The sequence below is a fragment of the Candidatus Liberibacter solanacearum CLso-ZC1 genome (genome assembly GCF_000183665.1).
GTDB classification, from domain to species: domain Bacteria; phylum Pseudomonadota; class Alphaproteobacteria; order Rhizobiales; family Rhizobiaceae; genus Liberibacter; species Liberibacter solanacearum.
The window spans coordinates 751,381-767,663 of sequence record NC_014774.1; the positions used below are offsets into that span (position 1 = coordinate 751,381).

Here is a 16,283-nt window from a genome sequence, read left to right on the forward strand (position 1 = left end):
CAAGCCTCGATTGCCCCTCGGACGACTCTATTTCATAGAACCGTAACGAAAGGACGCTCTTACTCTAATGCCTTTCGCATCTTCTTTTAGAAGATATTTACAAACATAACGAGCGGTATTCAAATCCTCTTTTAAAAGACGAACATGAGAAAATCCTTCTCTCATCCATTCTTCTTGTACTTCTGCCTTTTTTAATAACTCATCCCCTATTTCTTGGTGAATTAGCATATGTGCATGAAGATTACCGCTTTTGTGTTTTTCAAAAACAAAAAAATAACGAAACTTTTTAGATGTATTCTTTCGAAGACGTTTTAAAAACAAAACAATCTTGTCCCCAAATCCTTTACACAACAAACGAAACTTTAAATCACGAAATATTAAGCATCCTTACATCTTCAATACCAGTTTGATACAACTTCTTACCGTAAAATAAATTACGGTCTTCAACAGATAAACTGTCAACATATTGACCAATAATAGTAAGGGCATAATTTTTTATATGGTTTGATGGACTAAAAGTTAAAGTAACAAACCATGTCCGAGAAGAACGCATAACCTTCGTTTGAGCGCGACGAAGCCAAAACATGCCCCTACTCTTACAACAAACAGAACAACGATGACACCGAACAAATACATAAAAAAATGATTATTAAGTATATTCAACATCAACAATAACAACTTTATAAGGATAATAAAAACTAATACAACCGTATTACAGCAACCACCAGAAAAATCCAAAGAAAAACAAGAGTGATCGATTTTGTAGCTATGAAAATCAGAAACTTTTACTTTAGCGTAAAGTTTTTAAAAACAAATATTCGTTAATTATCCTATAGGAAGAAAAACACGAAGAAGAATGACCATAAATTTTCTTAAATTGAGAAACGTTCCAAATGCGAAGTTATCGATTTTGATACTGGTTTTTCTTTATTAGAAAGTGAATAAATGTCTGAAAACGAAACTATTAAAAAGACTGTTAGAACGGATAACAGTAAAGGTATTGTTCATGTCTTTAGGGGTTCTGCTAAATATCGTCGTCATCCTAAGTTTCCTATTAGAGGTGCTTTTAGCCCTTTTCAATTACAGCCTGTTTGTTTAGCACCTGTTTTTGGTGGGTGAAACTGTTGAAATTGAAAAACTATAAGGCGGAACATTAGAAACCAAACCACCTAAAACAAGTAGCCGACCTTCATACGCTCCAGATACTGCTTAAAGTCCACAAAAAACCTTTTGAAGCTTGTCCTAAAAAAAGGGAATTAAAGGATTCATACCAAATCAATACCTAAAAAATATTTAAAAAAAGATATAACACAATGCATACCAATTTCCAAAAAAATAATAAAAAGTATCTATTTAATAAAGAATTTTCCTAATTTTATTAAAATTTTCTTCATTTATTTGTCCTACTTTAAGTAACAATAAAAAAAATATTAAAACTTAGGTTGTATACAATGAAATATCCAAAGCTAACATCAATAGTAATTCTTGTAAGTATTCTACTGGTTTCTTGTGATACACAAACACAAGGAGGTATAGACAATACATCCCTCAATAATTTTGAAAAACTTTGTAAGATAAGCGACGAACAAACAAAATCATTTTATCAAAATATAGCACCAGAAGTAATACAATTGCCACAAGAAAAACAAAAAGAATTTTTTGAAAGAAGAGAAAGATTAAAAAGAAATCTCCGAAATAAACATATAAATAAATATTACGAACTAGAAAAACAATACACTCCTTATTATCGTTATCATCGTTAAAACGTTATATGTTTTTTTCCCTAACTTCGCTCTACTAAGCTACGCCCGCCCTACTACACCTTACCTTTACGTTGCCACTTCGCATCCCCTGGGGAGAAGTCAATGAAAGGTGGTGTGATGGCAAACCACACAGTCCAGTACGTGAATACGTACAAGCCTCGGTTTGCCCCTCGGACGACTCTATTTCATAGAACCGTAACGAAAGGACGCTCTTACTCTAATGCCTTTCGCATCTTCTTTTAGAAGATATTTACAAACATAACGAGCAGTATTCAAATCCTCTTTTAAAAGACAAACATGAGAAAATCCTTCTCTCATCCATTCTTCATTGTCTTCTGCTTTTTTTAAAATACTCATCAAGAGAACATCAAAGCAGCCTGATATAACTTTTCTATTGTTGATAAATATTAATATTCATATTGACAAATATAAGGAATTTTTGCTGATATAATAATGAATGTTATTGTTACTAATATACGAATACGATTCCATTGGAGTAAATATGATTTCTGACAACATCCAAAACGTTACACAAGATCAATTGCGTAGTTTTGTTGAACGCCTTGAGCGCCTAGAAGAAGAAAAAAAACTTCTCTCCGAAAACATTAAAGATGTCTATGGCGAAGCTAAAGCAACTGGTTTTGATGTGGGAGCTCTGAGAAAAATTCTTTCTTTACGCAAGAAAGACGAGCAGAAAAGAATGGAAGAAGAACATATTCTTGAAGTTTATTTACGTGCTCTTGGTATGTTAAAAGATGAATAATTTTGTTTTTACCCTCTAGCCATAAAGAATTATCCCTTTATGAAGACGATATAGAACCTATTTTATTGATTTTATTCTGTTTTAAATATCACTTAAAACAAACAACACGGTTACGACCTAATTTTTTAGCAACATATAAAGCTTGGTCAGCTTGATAAACAATTGTTGAAATTGGCTCCTTATTACAACGTTCGGATATTCCAGCTGAAATCGTTATCTGAACAAATTGACTTGAAGAAATTTTAATAAAAGAATTTTCTATTATTTTTCGTAGATCATTGGCTAAAATCGCAGCTTCTTTTTCGGATAATCCTAATGCGGCAGCAGCAAATTCTTCCCCACCTAATCGTCCTACAAACATAGGGGATTGAAAGACATAAACTAACTTTTCTGAAAGAAAAGCTATAACTTTATCTCCCACAGGATGTCCAAAACTATCATTGATGAACTTAAAGTTATCAATATCAAAAAATACAATTGATAACTTCTCGCTACAAGATCCAAGATTAGAAATAAAAGCAGAATGATTAAGCAATCCAGAAAGACAATCAATACGACTCAATCGAGACATTTTATTATAGGCAACAAATAATTCTTTGAGTATTGATCCTGATATATACCCTAATATCAATGATATAACGATGGAAATAATAACCAAAGATATATTCTCTAACAGAATATATTCTACTCCATAAAATGGTATTAATCCAATATAAAATAAAACTACATTAGTAATAAATATTATGCTTGTAATGAATATAGTAAAAAAAATAGAAAAATAGGTCATGAAAGCATTAGGAGAAAAACTTTCGAGATTCTTTTCATATAGCAACCATATTCTCAGAAGATCTTTCAAATATTTAGTCACAAAATATTCCTTTTTAATGACAAGAATAGAAAATATCAATTTACAATTTCTATATGATCATAATATGAAAAGTAAAAATTTAGCCTTATCTTTTATCATTAATTTTGAATAATTATGATACCAATATATTCATTAAAATTATATTATGTTGGTATTGTCAGTGAAGACAAAATAAGTTATGTAGCTAAGTATATTTTATAATAATATTATTTATTTATTAGGAAAAAATTTATATGCGTTATAACGGGTATAACATGTTTTGTTTTGTTTTTTCTTTGGCTATGATTCCGAGTTATTCGTATGCATTAGTGAAAAATATTAATGTTCCAACTAATAAGTCGGGTAATTATCCTGGCAAATCTGCTAAGACAAGTAATATAGTTAGTAGAAATTCTGACAATGATAAAAAGAGTATTGTTAATAAAAATTCTGACAATGACAAAGATAGTAATGAAAAAAATTTTGACAATAGATGTAACAATATAGAATACTTGGATGATGAATACGGTATCTGGGAAGGTATTCATGTAGGGATAAATTTTTCTTCTCAACACTATAATCAAGCTTTTTATTATGAACCTTATAATAAAGCAAAAAGCAGTTTTAACAAATATAAAGTAGGCATTGATACTGGATATGATTTACATACAGAAGATTTTGTCTACGGCTTGCGTTTTAGTAGTAATTTTAGCAAAGGATTAGAGGCTAATGCTAAGCTGTCTTCAGACCAAGCCCTATTCCATCGTATGAAAGCAGGTTATTCCATATATGGAGATGCTTTATTTCGAGCAGGTTATTCAGTAGATTCCGTTCTCGTTTATGGATTGGGAGGATTGGGAGGAACTTATATAGGAAACTCAACCCTTCAAAAAATTGACAAAGAAGGTTCTGGAAATCATGCAACTAAATTTAGTGGATATGGAGTTGGAATCGTATTAGGTGTTGGTGTTGATTATATGATATGGGATAACATTTCCGTGACTACCAGTTATCGTTATGCTCCTCATAGTATTAGATTTAATAATATATCTAAAGATGCATCTGAAACTATTAAAGAAATTAATGGCACAAGTAACGCACATATTATTTCTCTAGGTTTAAGTATGCATTTAGTCTAAACTATTCTCGCAATATCATTTCTATGCAAATATAGAAAATATTTATGTGTAGTAATAGGTGTACTATCTACGATTAAAATTATTCTTAATATTTTCTAATAACGAAGAGTTGATTTGAAAATAGTAATTACTTATATTTTCATTCTATTTATTCGATAAAAAATAAATTATCCAGATGTACATCTAAAAATTTAAGAAAATAAATCCTTTAGTGGACGAAAACTCATTCTATGAATGCGACTAGGTCCCTTTTCTTTGATAGCTTGTCGGTGTTTTACGGTTGGATATCCTACATGAGAATCAAATCCATAATCAGGGTATTTTTTATGAGCCATTTTCATTAGACGATCACGCGTTACTTTAGCAACAATCGATGCTGCTGCAATAGATAAAGAAGAGGAATCTCCTTTAATAATGGCAAAAGCTTGACATGGTAGATTTTCAGGGATACTCCGCCCATCAATAAGGACAGATCGAGGAGTAATTTTCAAATTATTTATAGCACGATACATCGTATCAAGAGTAGCTTTATGAATATTATGCTGATCAATATACCGATTACCTGCAGAAGCAATAGAAACAATCGCACTATTGATAATTTTTTCGTATAAATATTCCCTTTTTTTCGGAGGTATTTTCTTTGAATCATTAATTCCAGGAGGAATGTTATTGGGATCAAGGATAATCGCCGCCACTACAACAGACCCTGCAAGAGCACCGCGACCTACTTCATCTATTCCTGCTACTGGCCACATTTTTTTTTGTCGCACCATTATCTCAAATTCAAAATTTGGCTTTTCATGTTTTACGCTATGAGACAATATGTTTTACTCTCTACTATTCATTTGCTAAAATATATATGACATCAATAATTACTCCCAATGATCATGATTAGATGATATTAATGTGTTTATGAATCTTTCTTTATCAAGGTATTTGCCAATTAATAGGCGTCTGTCCGTATTCTTGAAGATATTGATTGGCTTGAGAAAAATGACGACAGCCAAAAAAACCATACCTTGCTGACAACGGAGATGGGTGAGCGGCTTTGAGAACAAGATGTCGTTTATTGTCTATAATATCCTGTTTTTTATGAGCAGAAGCACCCCATAACATAAAAACAACATTTTTACGGTTTTTATTGATCAACTCAATAACAGAATCTGTGAATTGTTCCCATCCTTGCCCTCTATGAGAAGCGGCACGTCCTTCTTCAACGGTCAATACAGTATTTAATAATAACACTCCTTCATGCCCCCAATGTTCTAAAAAACCATGGATAGGAGGAATAAAATCAACATCCTCTTGTAATTCTTTATAAACATTGACAAGAGATGGTGGAATGCGAATGCCAAGAGGAACACTAAAACACAAACCATGAGCCTGACCGTAACCATGATAAGGATCTTGCCCTATAATGACAACTTTTACCTTTATAAACGGAGTGATATTGAAAGCGTGGAAATAATGAGATCCTTTAGGAAAAATTCTTTTTCCTTTGCGTTTTTTCAGAAAGAAGAAATTCTTTTAAATTATGCATATAGTCACTTTTAAAATGACTTTCTAATAAAGCTTTCCAACTCTCATGAATCTTGACACCCTCCATTTTATCTTCCTTATATTTTTTTCTAAAAGACTGTATCTCCCAGCAGAGATATATACCAAAGGAGCAGATAAAGTACGCCTAAGAATTAAATTCTAGACTGGTTTACCTCTCTTTTACTGCGCAAGAATCTCTTGATCACCACAAAAAAGGGAGGTGAAAAGATTATTAAAATACATATTCTTATGTCCATGCAACCATTGGTGGCATTGATGCCAAAATACTTTCTACATTTCCCCCCGTTTTAAATCCAAAATTTGTTCCTTTATCATAGAGGAGATTAAATTCTACATAGCGTCCACGACGTATCAGTTGTTCTTGACGTTCTTGTTTGGTAAATGAACGACGATAATTGCGGCGTACTAGTAGTGGATAGAGTGTGACAAAACAATCTCCGACAGCGGATACAAAAGAAAAATCTGCATCTATTCCTCCTATTTCTTGTTTAGAATGAAGGTAATCAAAGAATATTCCTCCAACACCGCGTGCTTCTTCTCGATGGGGCAAATAAAAATATTGGTCACACCATTCTTTATAATGGTTATAATCAGCAACTGTATGTTGAGCGAAAATTTTTTTCAAAGAATCATGAAAAAACATCACATCTGGATCATCTAATTGACGGCGAGATTCCAAAAATGGAGTAAGGTCAATCCCTCCCCCAAACCAATAGGCGCCAGTAACAATCATTCGTATGTTAAAATGTATTGCAGGAACATGCGGATTATAAGGATGAGCAATAACCGAAAGACCTGCAGCCCAAAAATACGGACTCTGTAACGTTCCTGGTATTTGATCTCTAAAATTTACAGATAAATCTCCATAAACTGTTGATACAAGAACAGCAGCTTTTTCGAATACTTTGCCACCATATAACGTGGCCATATGCCCTCCTCCGAGGTCATTTTTTTTACTTTTATCACGCACCCAATGTTTTGATTTAAAAATTTCTGAAGGAATGTTGGATGAATTTCCCGTTAATTCGTTTTCTAACTTTTCAAATTCAGCACAAATAATACTTTGAAGATTTTCAAATTTTCTTTGTGCCCTTCTTTTCCATTCTTCGATATTATCAGGAAGACCTAATTCTATTTTACCAAGATTCATGCTTTAATTTACTTTACAAATTTTTTATTATTACTCAAAAAAGATTCACCTTACTACTAGTTTGTATTTTGGATACTACTTGTGAAGATGAATTCTTCTATCTTATTTAAGATATTCAGTATCATTTTATTTTAAAACATATTTTCTACAAGAACCAGATGAAAAAAATATCACGTTTTTCTGGATCCGAAGAAACGTCATGATTGAAGTTGTCAGCGATGGTCAACAAAGGCAAGATTAGCGTTAGAGTTAATGCTATTTCTTGGTTTAAGGCGTAGTGACGTCGTTAAAATAGGAATGAGCAACGTCAAAGAATGGCGCCCTATCGGGTTCAACGGGAAAGAGAATTCATGTCCCTATTTTTGAACCTTTGCAAGAATGCTTAGATGCTGTAGGCGTTGAAAGCGATACTTTCTTGACCTCTTCTCTCGGTAAACCCTTCTCCTCCCCCGACTCTTTCGGCAATTGGTTTAAAATAAAATGCAAAGAATCCAAGTTACCTCTTGAGTACATGGCGCATGGATTACGAAAAGCGGAAGCAACTATTTTAGCTAATGCAGGAGCAAGTCCTCATGATACGGATGGTAAAAAATGGAAATGGCTGAGCTAACTACTAGAGAAGTTAACGCAAGAAAACTTGTTTATAAAACAGCTAAAATGATCTCAGATTTTGCCCGAAAAGGTTAGACTATGTATTTCTTAAGTGTTTGATTCTACTTATTTTAGTACTCATTTTGACTAGTATTAATATAAGTACTTGAATATAAGTGTTATAAGCTATTTTATAATTTTAAAAATAATTCTGCTCGGATAGGGCTTTTAAGATTCGGGAGTAACAAACGCCTCAATCAACGAGCAGAATTCCATCAAAAAAAAACCTAAATAAAGCGAGCCATATCCATGCTATACATTAATGCTTTTCTCAACAGAAGAGACACTCTTTTTCATAATATCCTTCTAAAATTACAAACAATAAAATGATAAAAACTTTTTTAAAAGTACTTGATAAAACCCCTCTTTTAAAGAAATTTTTATACGCTTTATAATAGATAATATAGTTTAAGAATTATATAATACTGCTTCCCTTATAAATAAAAAAAATCACTGAGTCAATGTATTTTTATACTACTTGAACGATAAAAATATAATTTCATCCATCCATGATGAATCAATAAAATAGCATTATTAAAATGATTTATCAAAAGCCTCTCACTTGTAGTGATTACTTTCTTCTTCACCATCATCACTGGATAAATTCACATCCATTACTAAGTCACTATTGCAAATATATAATAAATTATTATAATCCAATCACCTTGTGATCGTAGCACGTGTTTAAGATGAGGCCGTCTTGTAAAATTCCCAGTGTATCGGAAAGCGTCTTATGGGCCTTTCTCAGGTTGGGATATTGCAAAATTTTTATATAGAAATCTTGATATTGAGGAGAGATTGTTGATTTTAGGAACCGTTTACGTATCTAGTTTGTCTTTGAAATACATACAAACTTCTTGTTCTCAGGTACTACGCGGTAGTAATTGACTTATTAGCAAAGTATGACTCAGTCAATGTATACTACAATTTCTACTACGCCTTACCTAGACCAAAAGCCTGGGACGTCAGGATTGCGAAAAAAAGTTGTTGTCTTTCAGCAAAATTGTTACGTAGAAAATTTTATTCAATCTATCTTTAACGCTACTAATCACACAGACAAACCTCTTATTATCGGCGGTGATGGACGATTTTACAATCGCATTGTCATACAAAAAATAATCAGAATAGCAGCTGCCAATGGTTTTTCTCGAATTATTATTGGCAAAGGAGGAATCCTTTCAACTCCTGCTGTTTCTCATATTATTCGCAAATATAAAGCTTCTGGAGGGATTATCCTTTCCGCCTCCCATAATTCTGCAGGCGCCACACAAGACTTTGGGATAAAATATAATACGAGCAATGGTGGTCCTGCTTCTGAGCAAATAACAGAAGCGATCTTTGAAGAATCAAAAAAAATAACTTCCTATAAAATAGTCGAATCTACGGATATCGATATTGACCATATTAGCACAAAGGAATTAGCTAATATGACTATATCCATTATTAATCCTCTTGATGATTATATAGAATTGATGGAAAAAATTTTTGATTTTGATGCAATCCGTAAACTGCTTAGTTTTGGATTTCGTATCGATATTGATTGTATGAATGCCGTGACAGGCCCTTATGCAAAAGAAATACTAGAGGAAAAACTTGGAGCTCCTTCCGGTTCAATATGCAATTTCGTCCCCTTAGAAGATTTTGGAGGACGCCATCCAGATCCTAATCTCATTCACGCAAAAGATTTATATGATCGAATGATGCAAGATGATAGCGCTGATTTTGGCGCTGCTTGTGATGGAGATGGTGATCGCAATATGATTCTTGGAAAAGGCATATTTGTTAATCCATCGGATAGTCTAGCTATTATAGTTGCAAATGCAGGATTGATTCCTGGTTATGCTGCTGGTTTAGTAGGTGTAGCACGATCAATGCCTACGAGCACTGCTCTTGATCGTGTTGCTGAAAAGCTTGAATTAAAATTATTTGAAACCCCTACTGGCTGGAAGTTTTTTAGCAATCTACTTGAAAATGGCGCAATAACAATCTGCGGAGAAGAAAGTTTTGGTACAGGATCAGATCATTCCCGCGAAAAAGATGGTTTATGGTCTATTTTATTTTGGCTTAATATTTTAGCTGTTCGTGGAGAAAGTCTTTTGGATATAGTTCATAAACATTGGGCTACCTATGGAAGAAATTATTATTCAAGGCATGATTACCCCAATATTCCTACAAAAAATGCTCAAGAACTCATAGAAAATATCCGTTTACGACTAAAAAATTTAGCTGGAAAGTCATTTGTTGGGAAAAAAATAGAAAAAGCCGATGATTTCGTATACACAGATCCCTTCAATGGGAATATAAGCGATAAACAAGGTATACGCATTATATTTGAAGATCATTCTAGAATAATCTATCGTATATCTGGAACAGATACAGATAATAGTACCCTTCGAATTTATATTGATTCGTATCAACCCAATTCAGCCCAATATTTAGAAGAAACACAGAAGACTCTCTCTAATCTCATTGAGGCTTCTCAACAAATTTCCTGTTTAAGACATTATATCGGGGAAAGAAGCCCTATGATTGCATTGTGATATTGCATTCTTAGTATATAAGATCTTTTTATCCCTTTAATATACTATCTCCATATCATTTTATATTTTAGATTCGCAATTGATTGAATTATGGGCAATTCAAGAATGAGCTCCTAATTCACTTTATCTTTTTATTACTCCTAATCTCGTGAATTATCGAATATTTCATATCCCTTTGGAGTACTTCAGCTCACTTTCCATATTTCAGTACAATAGGCAAAAAAGCCTGGAAAAGAATTTTGCTGTAACGCAAAAATTCTTATGCTCCAAGTATTTTTTTTACATTGTTTAGCAACTATATTATATAATAAAAATAATTTTATATAATATAGTTTTAATATAAAATACACAAATAATTGAAAATTAATATTTATTTATTTATATTATATTATAATAGTAATAATAGTTTATATATTAGGTTAATATATAAATAATAGATCTTAATTTGATCTATTTTTATTCAATATTACCTTATAATAAATCTATTTTTACATTAATATATTTAGGAATAGATATTCAAATAAATGTTTGTAGATGAAAATAATAAAATACTACGCAGAATTTACTTTTTTTCAAAGAATAAAAGTGGCGTTTTCCATATTATGAGCGCATCTATAATATTTGTATGTTTGATTTTTGTATCTTTTGTTATTGATATTACTCATCTTCTTCATATGAAAAATCATATACAATCTTCCTTGGATAATGCCATTATTTCTGGATGTTCAATTGTTGTATCAGATCCAAAAATCAACGATCTTAATCCACAAGAAGAGAGAATTCGTGATGTCATCAAAAAAAATGCATATGTCAATATGGTACAAAACTTTCCTGCAGAACATGCAGCATACATCATTGAAAATGCTAATATTTCTTTTTCAAAAGATTTGACTAATAAGTATGAATATAAAATAACAATGGAAGCAAAGCATCAATTATCTGGAAAAAATTTCATTTTAGGATTTTTAATGCCGAATGTAATAACACACATATCATCGATTAGTACAGGAATAATCCAAAAACCCTCTGACAAAAAAGCCTTTTCAGTAGAAATGGTACTAGATTGTTCTGGTTCCATGCTAGATTCCATGCAAGAATCCTGCGATCTATCTTCTGGAAGAGGAGGTTATTATTTTTATTCTAAGAATAATAATAAACCTAAATCTAAAATTTATGCGCTTAAAACAGCTTCTTCTGACTTTGTTAATTTAATCCAAGAAACTGTGCAAACATTCCCTCAAATATCAGCTCGCATAGGATTAATTACTTTTAATCATTATATTATGCAGGATTCTAAACTTTCAAATAATTTTAATGTCATTAAAAAGACAATATCTCGAATGAAACCAAAAGGAGGCACTGATACATTCTTACCGATGAATGCAGCTTATGAATATTTAAACAATATCCCGAATGAAACAAAAGCCCACAATATATCAGATAATGTACCCTTAAAAAGATATATTATATTGATGACCGATGGAGAAAATAATCACCCCTCGTATGACTTAAAAACAATCAATGTGTGCGACAATGCCCGTAAAAACGGTATTATAATCTATAGCATTTTTTTAAATTATTATGAATATACCGATGGATACGAATTAGCACGCAAATGTGCTAGTTCTGAGAAGCATTTTTTCTATGCTAACAATACGAAAGCATTACTAGATTCTTTTAAAAGTATTGCTCATGCAATACAAGATAAAGCCGTAAGAATTGCGAGTAATGAATAAAAAAATCCCTACAACACAAGACATCGGATTCACTTCTCATTCCAACTTCTCCTCTCAAGCATTACAATAATTGACAATAAATTATAAAATATGCTATTATTGCGGGGTATTTTAAAACGTATATAAATAATATTTATAGATAAAATTGTATATTATGAGATTCATTAAAATGAAATTTAAAGAAAATAACCACTTAATTATAGTAAAAACATTATTTGTCGTTATGTGATTTTTATATTTCTCAATTAAAGAAATTATGTGTTAGCACGTGGTTTTTCATTTGAAAGAGTGATGTGGTCAAGTGGGTAAAATGGCATGAACATAAAACTATTTACAAAAAAGCAATAAAATTATCATTGCATAACAAGACAGTATTTTAGGTAATATTTTATAGGTTAATGAAGGTGAACTTTACAAAAAATAAACGCAGATTATACATTATCGCCATATCAATAACACTCAGTAGTTGTTTTGATGACGGGATTAGATTATCTGATAAAGATAACGAGGAATCAGACAGAATTACGCTGGAAATCTATCGTACATTAATACAAACACAGTCTGAACTTGGAAAAGATCTCGTCGAAGAAGATCAAAAAATATCTAATATAAAAAAACAGCTAGAATCATCCGAAGAGGAGATTAAAAATCTTACACAGATAGATTCTGATAATAATTGGTCCTCTAGGGATGAATTATTATATACCAATCGAGGTTTAAAAAAAGAACTAAGTAATTGGACAGAAATAAGGAATAAAACGCTTGATAGGAAAAAGACATTAGATTCCCATCTAAAGAAATAAATTTTTATACATTACAAGAGATGTTTATAATATTGAATCCACATATAAGAATTGCATAAAATGGTAAATTTTACAAAAAACAAACGTATCCTATGCTCAAAAATCGCAATATTAACTATGCTTGTTGGTTGCAGTGATCCTGTTGATAGAAAGAGAGAATATGATGAGAAATCACTTCGTAATATGCGTAATTTATTACGCGATCAGATCCACAAAATCAACACTCACATAGACGATATTCGAAAAATGAGAGATTTTACCGTATCCAATGATAGCGCTCTAAGTTATATGGAATCTGTAAAGAAATCTCAAAGACTAAGACAAATAGCCCCAAAAGAGAATGATGAATATGAAAAAAAAATAGAAGAATTGAAGAAGACATTGAAAGTCTTAGATAGTATAAAGTCATAGATAGTATATAGTATGCACAGAATTCATATTAGCACCTTCTCTTTCCATGCAAACACTATTGTATACATAAAATTATAGATTGTAGGACAATGAAATTACAATTTAAAAAAGATAAGCGTATATTCTACTCTGTAATCGCAATATCGACCATACTTAGCAGTTGCGATAATCATATTGATAGTAATAAAATGCTAAAAGATAAAATGAAGTTTGATATTATATTAAAAGAATTTAAAAAATATCCAAAAGACATCCAAGAAAAAATAGAGCATATTGAGAAAAAAAAAGATGATCTCAGAAACGAAATAACTGAAGACTATAGAGTTCTTCGGGGAAAGCTCATGGCAACAAATAAGGAACATAGAGATGAAGATAAAATAATGAATGACGATCAATTCAACAGTAGAATAGAATCTATAAAAAAATGTGACGAACAAATAGAGGAATTGAAGAACAGTGTAAAAGATTAACTATGCACCTGATCAAATAAAAAGTTGAGTTGACCATAATAAATATTTTTGATCATCTATTTTAAAGTTAGAAATTCCTTTTTCCATGCAAGAGATATATATATTTTAAATAATATTTGCATGAAAAGAGAAGGTGCTAATATGAATTCTTTGCTACTCTCTAAGATTTCCATTATCTTCTTCAATTTTTCTATTTTTTTTGATATTCATCACCCTCTTTTGGGGCTATTTGTCTTAGTCTTGAAACGTTCTTTCTAGATTCCATACTATTTAGATAACGATCATCGACTACGGTAACATCACTCATTCTATCAACATTGTCTATGTGAGGTGTGGTTTTTGTAGATCTGATCGTTTAAATAAAGCAACCATATTACGATATGGTTTCTCATCATATTCTGTCTTTCTATCAACAGGATCACTGCAACCAACAAGTATTATTTCTTTATCTTATCTCATAGTAAAAAAGTTGATTAGTACCCAATATGGAGTAGAGAATAAGTGAATTTATCCTCTTGGTCTTGTAAAATACTATCCTTGATCTATCCTATAAACTTAAAAATTAATAATAAAAAGCGAAAAATGATCAATAAATATATAAATAGCAGAGCAAAAAAACGTCTATTACTGATTGGATTACATATAATTATCAATAGAACCAACGATAAATTCATCAATGAATCTATCACAAAATCAACATGATTATTGTGCTTATACCATAATATTATAGAATCTAAAAAAGAAATAACAATAATTATATTTCTTCCACGAAGAAGAAGTTTGTTACAATTTTTCAAGAACATTATCACTCTCTATTCATTACAAAACGTCTAAAAAATATAAAATTCATTTTTATACAATAAATTCATGATGATTAACAATCACATTATCAGAGATAGCTGATTATCGATACAATTAAAATTATCTTTTCCAAAAATATTTTAGTAATTTCACTATAAGAAAAAAAATACTTTATATATCAATGGGTTCCTGCGTATCATGTACAATGAAACATGATATTACTTTCATTGCAATAATTAATAATTTAAGTATTTGATTTAACTTAACTTTATCACTTCCGTAGCGATCTTAAGCGTCTTCAACAAACGTTCCCACAAGGGAGTCATATTGCAATCTGCAAACGATAAGCGCTTGAATATAGGAGGTTATATAACAATACTTTATAAGTATTATTTTATTTTTTGAGAATTACTTGATATTTATAGTGAGTAATAAGTGTAGAAATATCTTGAAAAACACGCAGAAGAGAGCCAGTATCTACTACGTTATAATAGTATTCAGGAGCACTCACACATTTTTTTAGTAGTCTTTTTCCATTAGCAGAAGCATTAATAGATATAGTCAGTATTTTTATAGAGTTTTTCTTAGCTTTTTCACATATTTTAATGGTCTTCACATCGCTTTTTGGATCGTTGTTTTCTCCATCTGTTAAAAATATAAGAAATTTCTGAAAAGGAAGAGGAGGAATTTTTATTCTTTTATGCAAAATATTACGAATAAAATTTCTTTTTTTATCAGAAGTGAGTATTTGATATGCTTTTTTCATTGCTGGAGTAGAATCTGTTTGACCAAGCATGTTAACATCTATCTCTTCAACAATATATTTTCTTACTTTTCCTGTTCCCCACGATGGCTCTATATTCTTTTCAACACGCGTTGTATACCCTGTTAATCCTATATAATGAGTATCTTTTTGTGTTTTTGATCCACGATCCACTGAATCAAGAAAAAGTAATACTGCTTTTTTGAGCGCATCCATTTTAGAATTTTTTTTACTTTTACCGCAAACAGAAAATTCCGTTGCATGTTCCGGATCAGAATTCATTAAACAACTCATTGAAGCAGAAAGATCAACAACCAATTGTACAAAAAAAAAGGGATGTTCTCCCGTATCTATTTTTACAAGAGCGGGGACAAAAGATATTATTTTGCTATTGATTTTTTTATTTAGAAGATTGTCAAAAAATTTAATATGATAATCATAAAATGTTTCTACACTTATATGATAAAATGTTTTTTTATTTTGAAGAATAGATTGATTGTTAAATTCATGAAAAACATTTGGATGTGGCTCGCGCGTGATGGAAACTTTAGAATTCTGAGAAATAATATTTTTCTCACTTATGTCAAATACACTAGAATCCATTAACAAAGATTCTTTAATATAACTCTTAATAAACCTTGTTACATCGTCGACAATGGCTCTATGTGTATGGCTTGACATATTGTCACCAAAGTAACTGATTCTTGATATAATTTTCGATGCGCCAGATAAAATAGCCGAAGTATTCGCATTTTCCATAGCATTTTTTTTATGATAGTAGTCCAAGACATATATTAAAATCCCTATAAAAAGCAATATAGAGATCAAGATCACAGAAAAAAGAATAGAAAAATTTGCTTTTGGAGAAAGTATAATTTTCTTGAAA

Annotated in this window: 17 protein-coding genes and 1 pseudogene; 10 read left to right on the forward strand and 8 right to left on the reverse strand. The window is 31.1% G+C overall.

Annotation, left to right across the window (positions count from 1 at the left end):
* Positions 1 to 27 precede the first annotated feature (27 nt).
* Positions 28 to 321, reverse strand: a complete 294-nt coding sequence (locus CKC_RS06310; protein ID WP_244391937.1) for a rolling circle replication-associated protein — start codon at positions 319 to 321, stop codon at positions 28 to 30.
* 46 nt (positions 322 to 367) lie between these two features.
* Positions 368 to 586 (reverse strand): hypothetical protein, encoded by a 219-nt coding sequence (locus tag CKC_RS06315; RefSeq protein ID WP_013462114.1) that lies wholly within the window; start codon positions 584 to 586, stop codon positions 368 to 370.
* Positions 587 to 945: 359 nt separating this feature from the next.
* Between CKC_RS06315 and CKC_RS06140 the strand changes: the two genes are divergently transcribed.
* Both CKC_RS06140 and CKC_RS03440 read left to right on the forward strand, forming a co-directional pair.
* Positions 946 to 1,119 (forward strand): hypothetical protein, encoded by a 174-nt coding sequence (locus CKC_RS06140; protein ID WP_013462115.1) that lies wholly within the window; start codon positions 946 to 948, stop codon positions 1,117 to 1,119.
* 332 nt (positions 1,120 to 1,451) lie between these two features.
* A complete protein-coding gene (locus CKC_RS03440; protein WP_013462116.1) occupies positions 1,452 to 1,763 on the forward strand; it encodes a hypothetical protein in 312 nt (103 codons plus the stop codon).
* 180 nt (positions 1,764 to 1,943) lie between these two features.
* Here CKC_RS03440 and CKC_RS06145 read toward each other — a convergent pair whose 3' ends face one another.
* On the reverse strand, positions 1,944 to 2,120 hold the full coding sequence (locus CKC_RS06145; RefSeq protein ID WP_013462117.1) for a hypothetical protein: 177 nt from the start codon (positions 2,118 to 2,120) through the stop codon (positions 1,944 to 1,946).
* 145 nt (positions 2,121 to 2,265) lie between these two features.
* Between CKC_RS06145 and CKC_RS03445 the strand changes: the two genes are divergently transcribed.
* Complete coding sequence (locus CKC_RS03445; RefSeq protein WP_013462118.1) at positions 2,266 to 2,526, forward strand: DUF2312 domain-containing protein; 261 nt, start codon at positions 2,266 to 2,268, stop codon at positions 2,524 to 2,526.
* A gap of 88 nt (positions 2,527 to 2,614) precedes the next feature.
* Here CKC_RS03445 and CKC_RS03450 read toward each other — a convergent pair whose 3' ends face one another.
* Complete coding sequence (locus CKC_RS03450) at positions 2,615 to 3,394, reverse strand: GGDEF domain-containing protein (RefSeq protein ID WP_013462119.1); 780 nt, start codon at positions 3,392 to 3,394, stop codon at positions 2,615 to 2,617.
* A gap of 233 nt (positions 3,395 to 3,627) precedes the next feature.
* On the opposite strand from CKC_RS03450, the gene CKC_RS03455 reads away from it, so the two are divergent.
* Complete coding sequence (locus CKC_RS03455; RefSeq protein WP_013462120.1) at positions 3,628 to 4,512, forward strand: outer membrane beta-barrel protein; 885 nt, start codon at positions 3,628 to 3,630, stop codon at positions 4,510 to 4,512.
* Positions 4,513 to 4,703: 191 nt separating this feature from the next.
* On the opposite strand, the gene CKC_RS03460 is transcribed toward CKC_RS03455, so the two are convergent.
* The 3 genes and pseudogenes from CKC_RS03460 to hemF all read right to left on the reverse strand — a co-directional run bounded on the left by CKC_RS03460 (position 4,704) and on the right by hemF (position 7,222).
* Positions 4,704 to 5,285 carry a ribonuclease HII gene (locus CKC_RS03460; protein ID WP_050780921.1) on the reverse strand — a complete coding sequence of 194 codons (582 nt, stop codon included), beginning with the start codon at positions 5,283 to 5,285 and terminating at the stop codon, positions 4,704 to 4,706.
* Positions 5,286 to 5,439: 154 nt separating this feature from the next.
* Positions 5,440 to 6,118: pseudogene (gene ung / locus CKC_RS03465) on the reverse strand (uracil-DNA glycosylase).
* A gap of 180 nt (positions 6,119 to 6,298) precedes the next feature.
* Positions 6,299 to 7,222 (reverse strand): oxygen-dependent coproporphyrinogen oxidase, encoded by a 924-nt coding sequence (gene hemF, locus CKC_RS03470; protein WP_013462124.1) that lies wholly within the window; start codon positions 7,220 to 7,222, stop codon positions 6,299 to 6,301.
* 370 nt (positions 7,223 to 7,592) lie between these two features.
* Here hemF and CKC_RS05820 point away from each other — a divergent pair, with 370 nt between their 5' ends.
* The 6 genes from CKC_RS05820 (at position 7,593) to CKC_RS03500 (ending at position 13,833) form a co-directional block, all read left to right on the forward strand.
* A complete protein-coding gene (locus CKC_RS05820; RefSeq protein WP_050780890.1) occupies positions 7,593 to 7,832 on the forward strand; it encodes a hypothetical protein in 240 nt (79 codons plus the stop codon).
* 955 nt (positions 7,833 to 8,787) lie between these two features.
* Positions 8,788 to 10,413 (forward strand): alpha-D-glucose phosphate-specific phosphoglucomutase, encoded by a 1,626-nt coding sequence (locus CKC_RS03480; protein ID WP_013462129.1) that lies wholly within the window; start codon positions 8,788 to 8,790, stop codon positions 10,411 to 10,413.
* A gap of 602 nt (positions 10,414 to 11,015) precedes the next feature.
* Positions 11,016 to 12,149 carry a vWA domain-containing protein gene (locus tag CKC_RS03485; protein ID WP_158303999.1) on the forward strand — a complete coding sequence of 378 codons (1,134 nt, stop codon included), beginning with the start codon at positions 11,016 to 11,018 and terminating at the stop codon, positions 12,147 to 12,149.
* 404 nt (positions 12,150 to 12,553) lie between these two features.
* Entirely contained in the window at positions 12,554 to 12,952 is a 399-nt protein-coding gene (locus CKC_RS03490; RefSeq protein ID WP_143827769.1) for a hypothetical protein, read from the forward strand.
* 60 nt (positions 12,953 to 13,012) lie between these two features.
* Entirely contained in the window at positions 13,013 to 13,363 is a 351-nt protein-coding gene (locus tag CKC_RS03495; protein ID WP_013462132.1) for a hypothetical protein, read from the forward strand.
* 89 nt (positions 13,364 to 13,452) lie between these two features.
* Positions 13,453 to 13,833 carry a hypothetical protein gene (locus CKC_RS03500; RefSeq protein WP_013462133.1) on the forward strand — a complete coding sequence of 127 codons (381 nt, stop codon included), beginning with the start codon at positions 13,453 to 13,455 and terminating at the stop codon, positions 13,831 to 13,833.
* A gap of 1,195 nt (positions 13,834 to 15,028) precedes the next feature.
* On the opposite strand, the gene CKC_RS03510 is transcribed toward CKC_RS03500, so the two are convergent.
* On the reverse strand, positions 15,029 to 16,183 hold the full coding sequence (locus tag CKC_RS03510; protein WP_244391939.1) for a vWA domain-containing protein: 1,155 nt from the start codon (positions 16,181 to 16,183) through the stop codon (positions 15,029 to 15,031).
* Between the last annotated feature and the right edge of the window lie 100 nt (positions 16,184 to 16,283).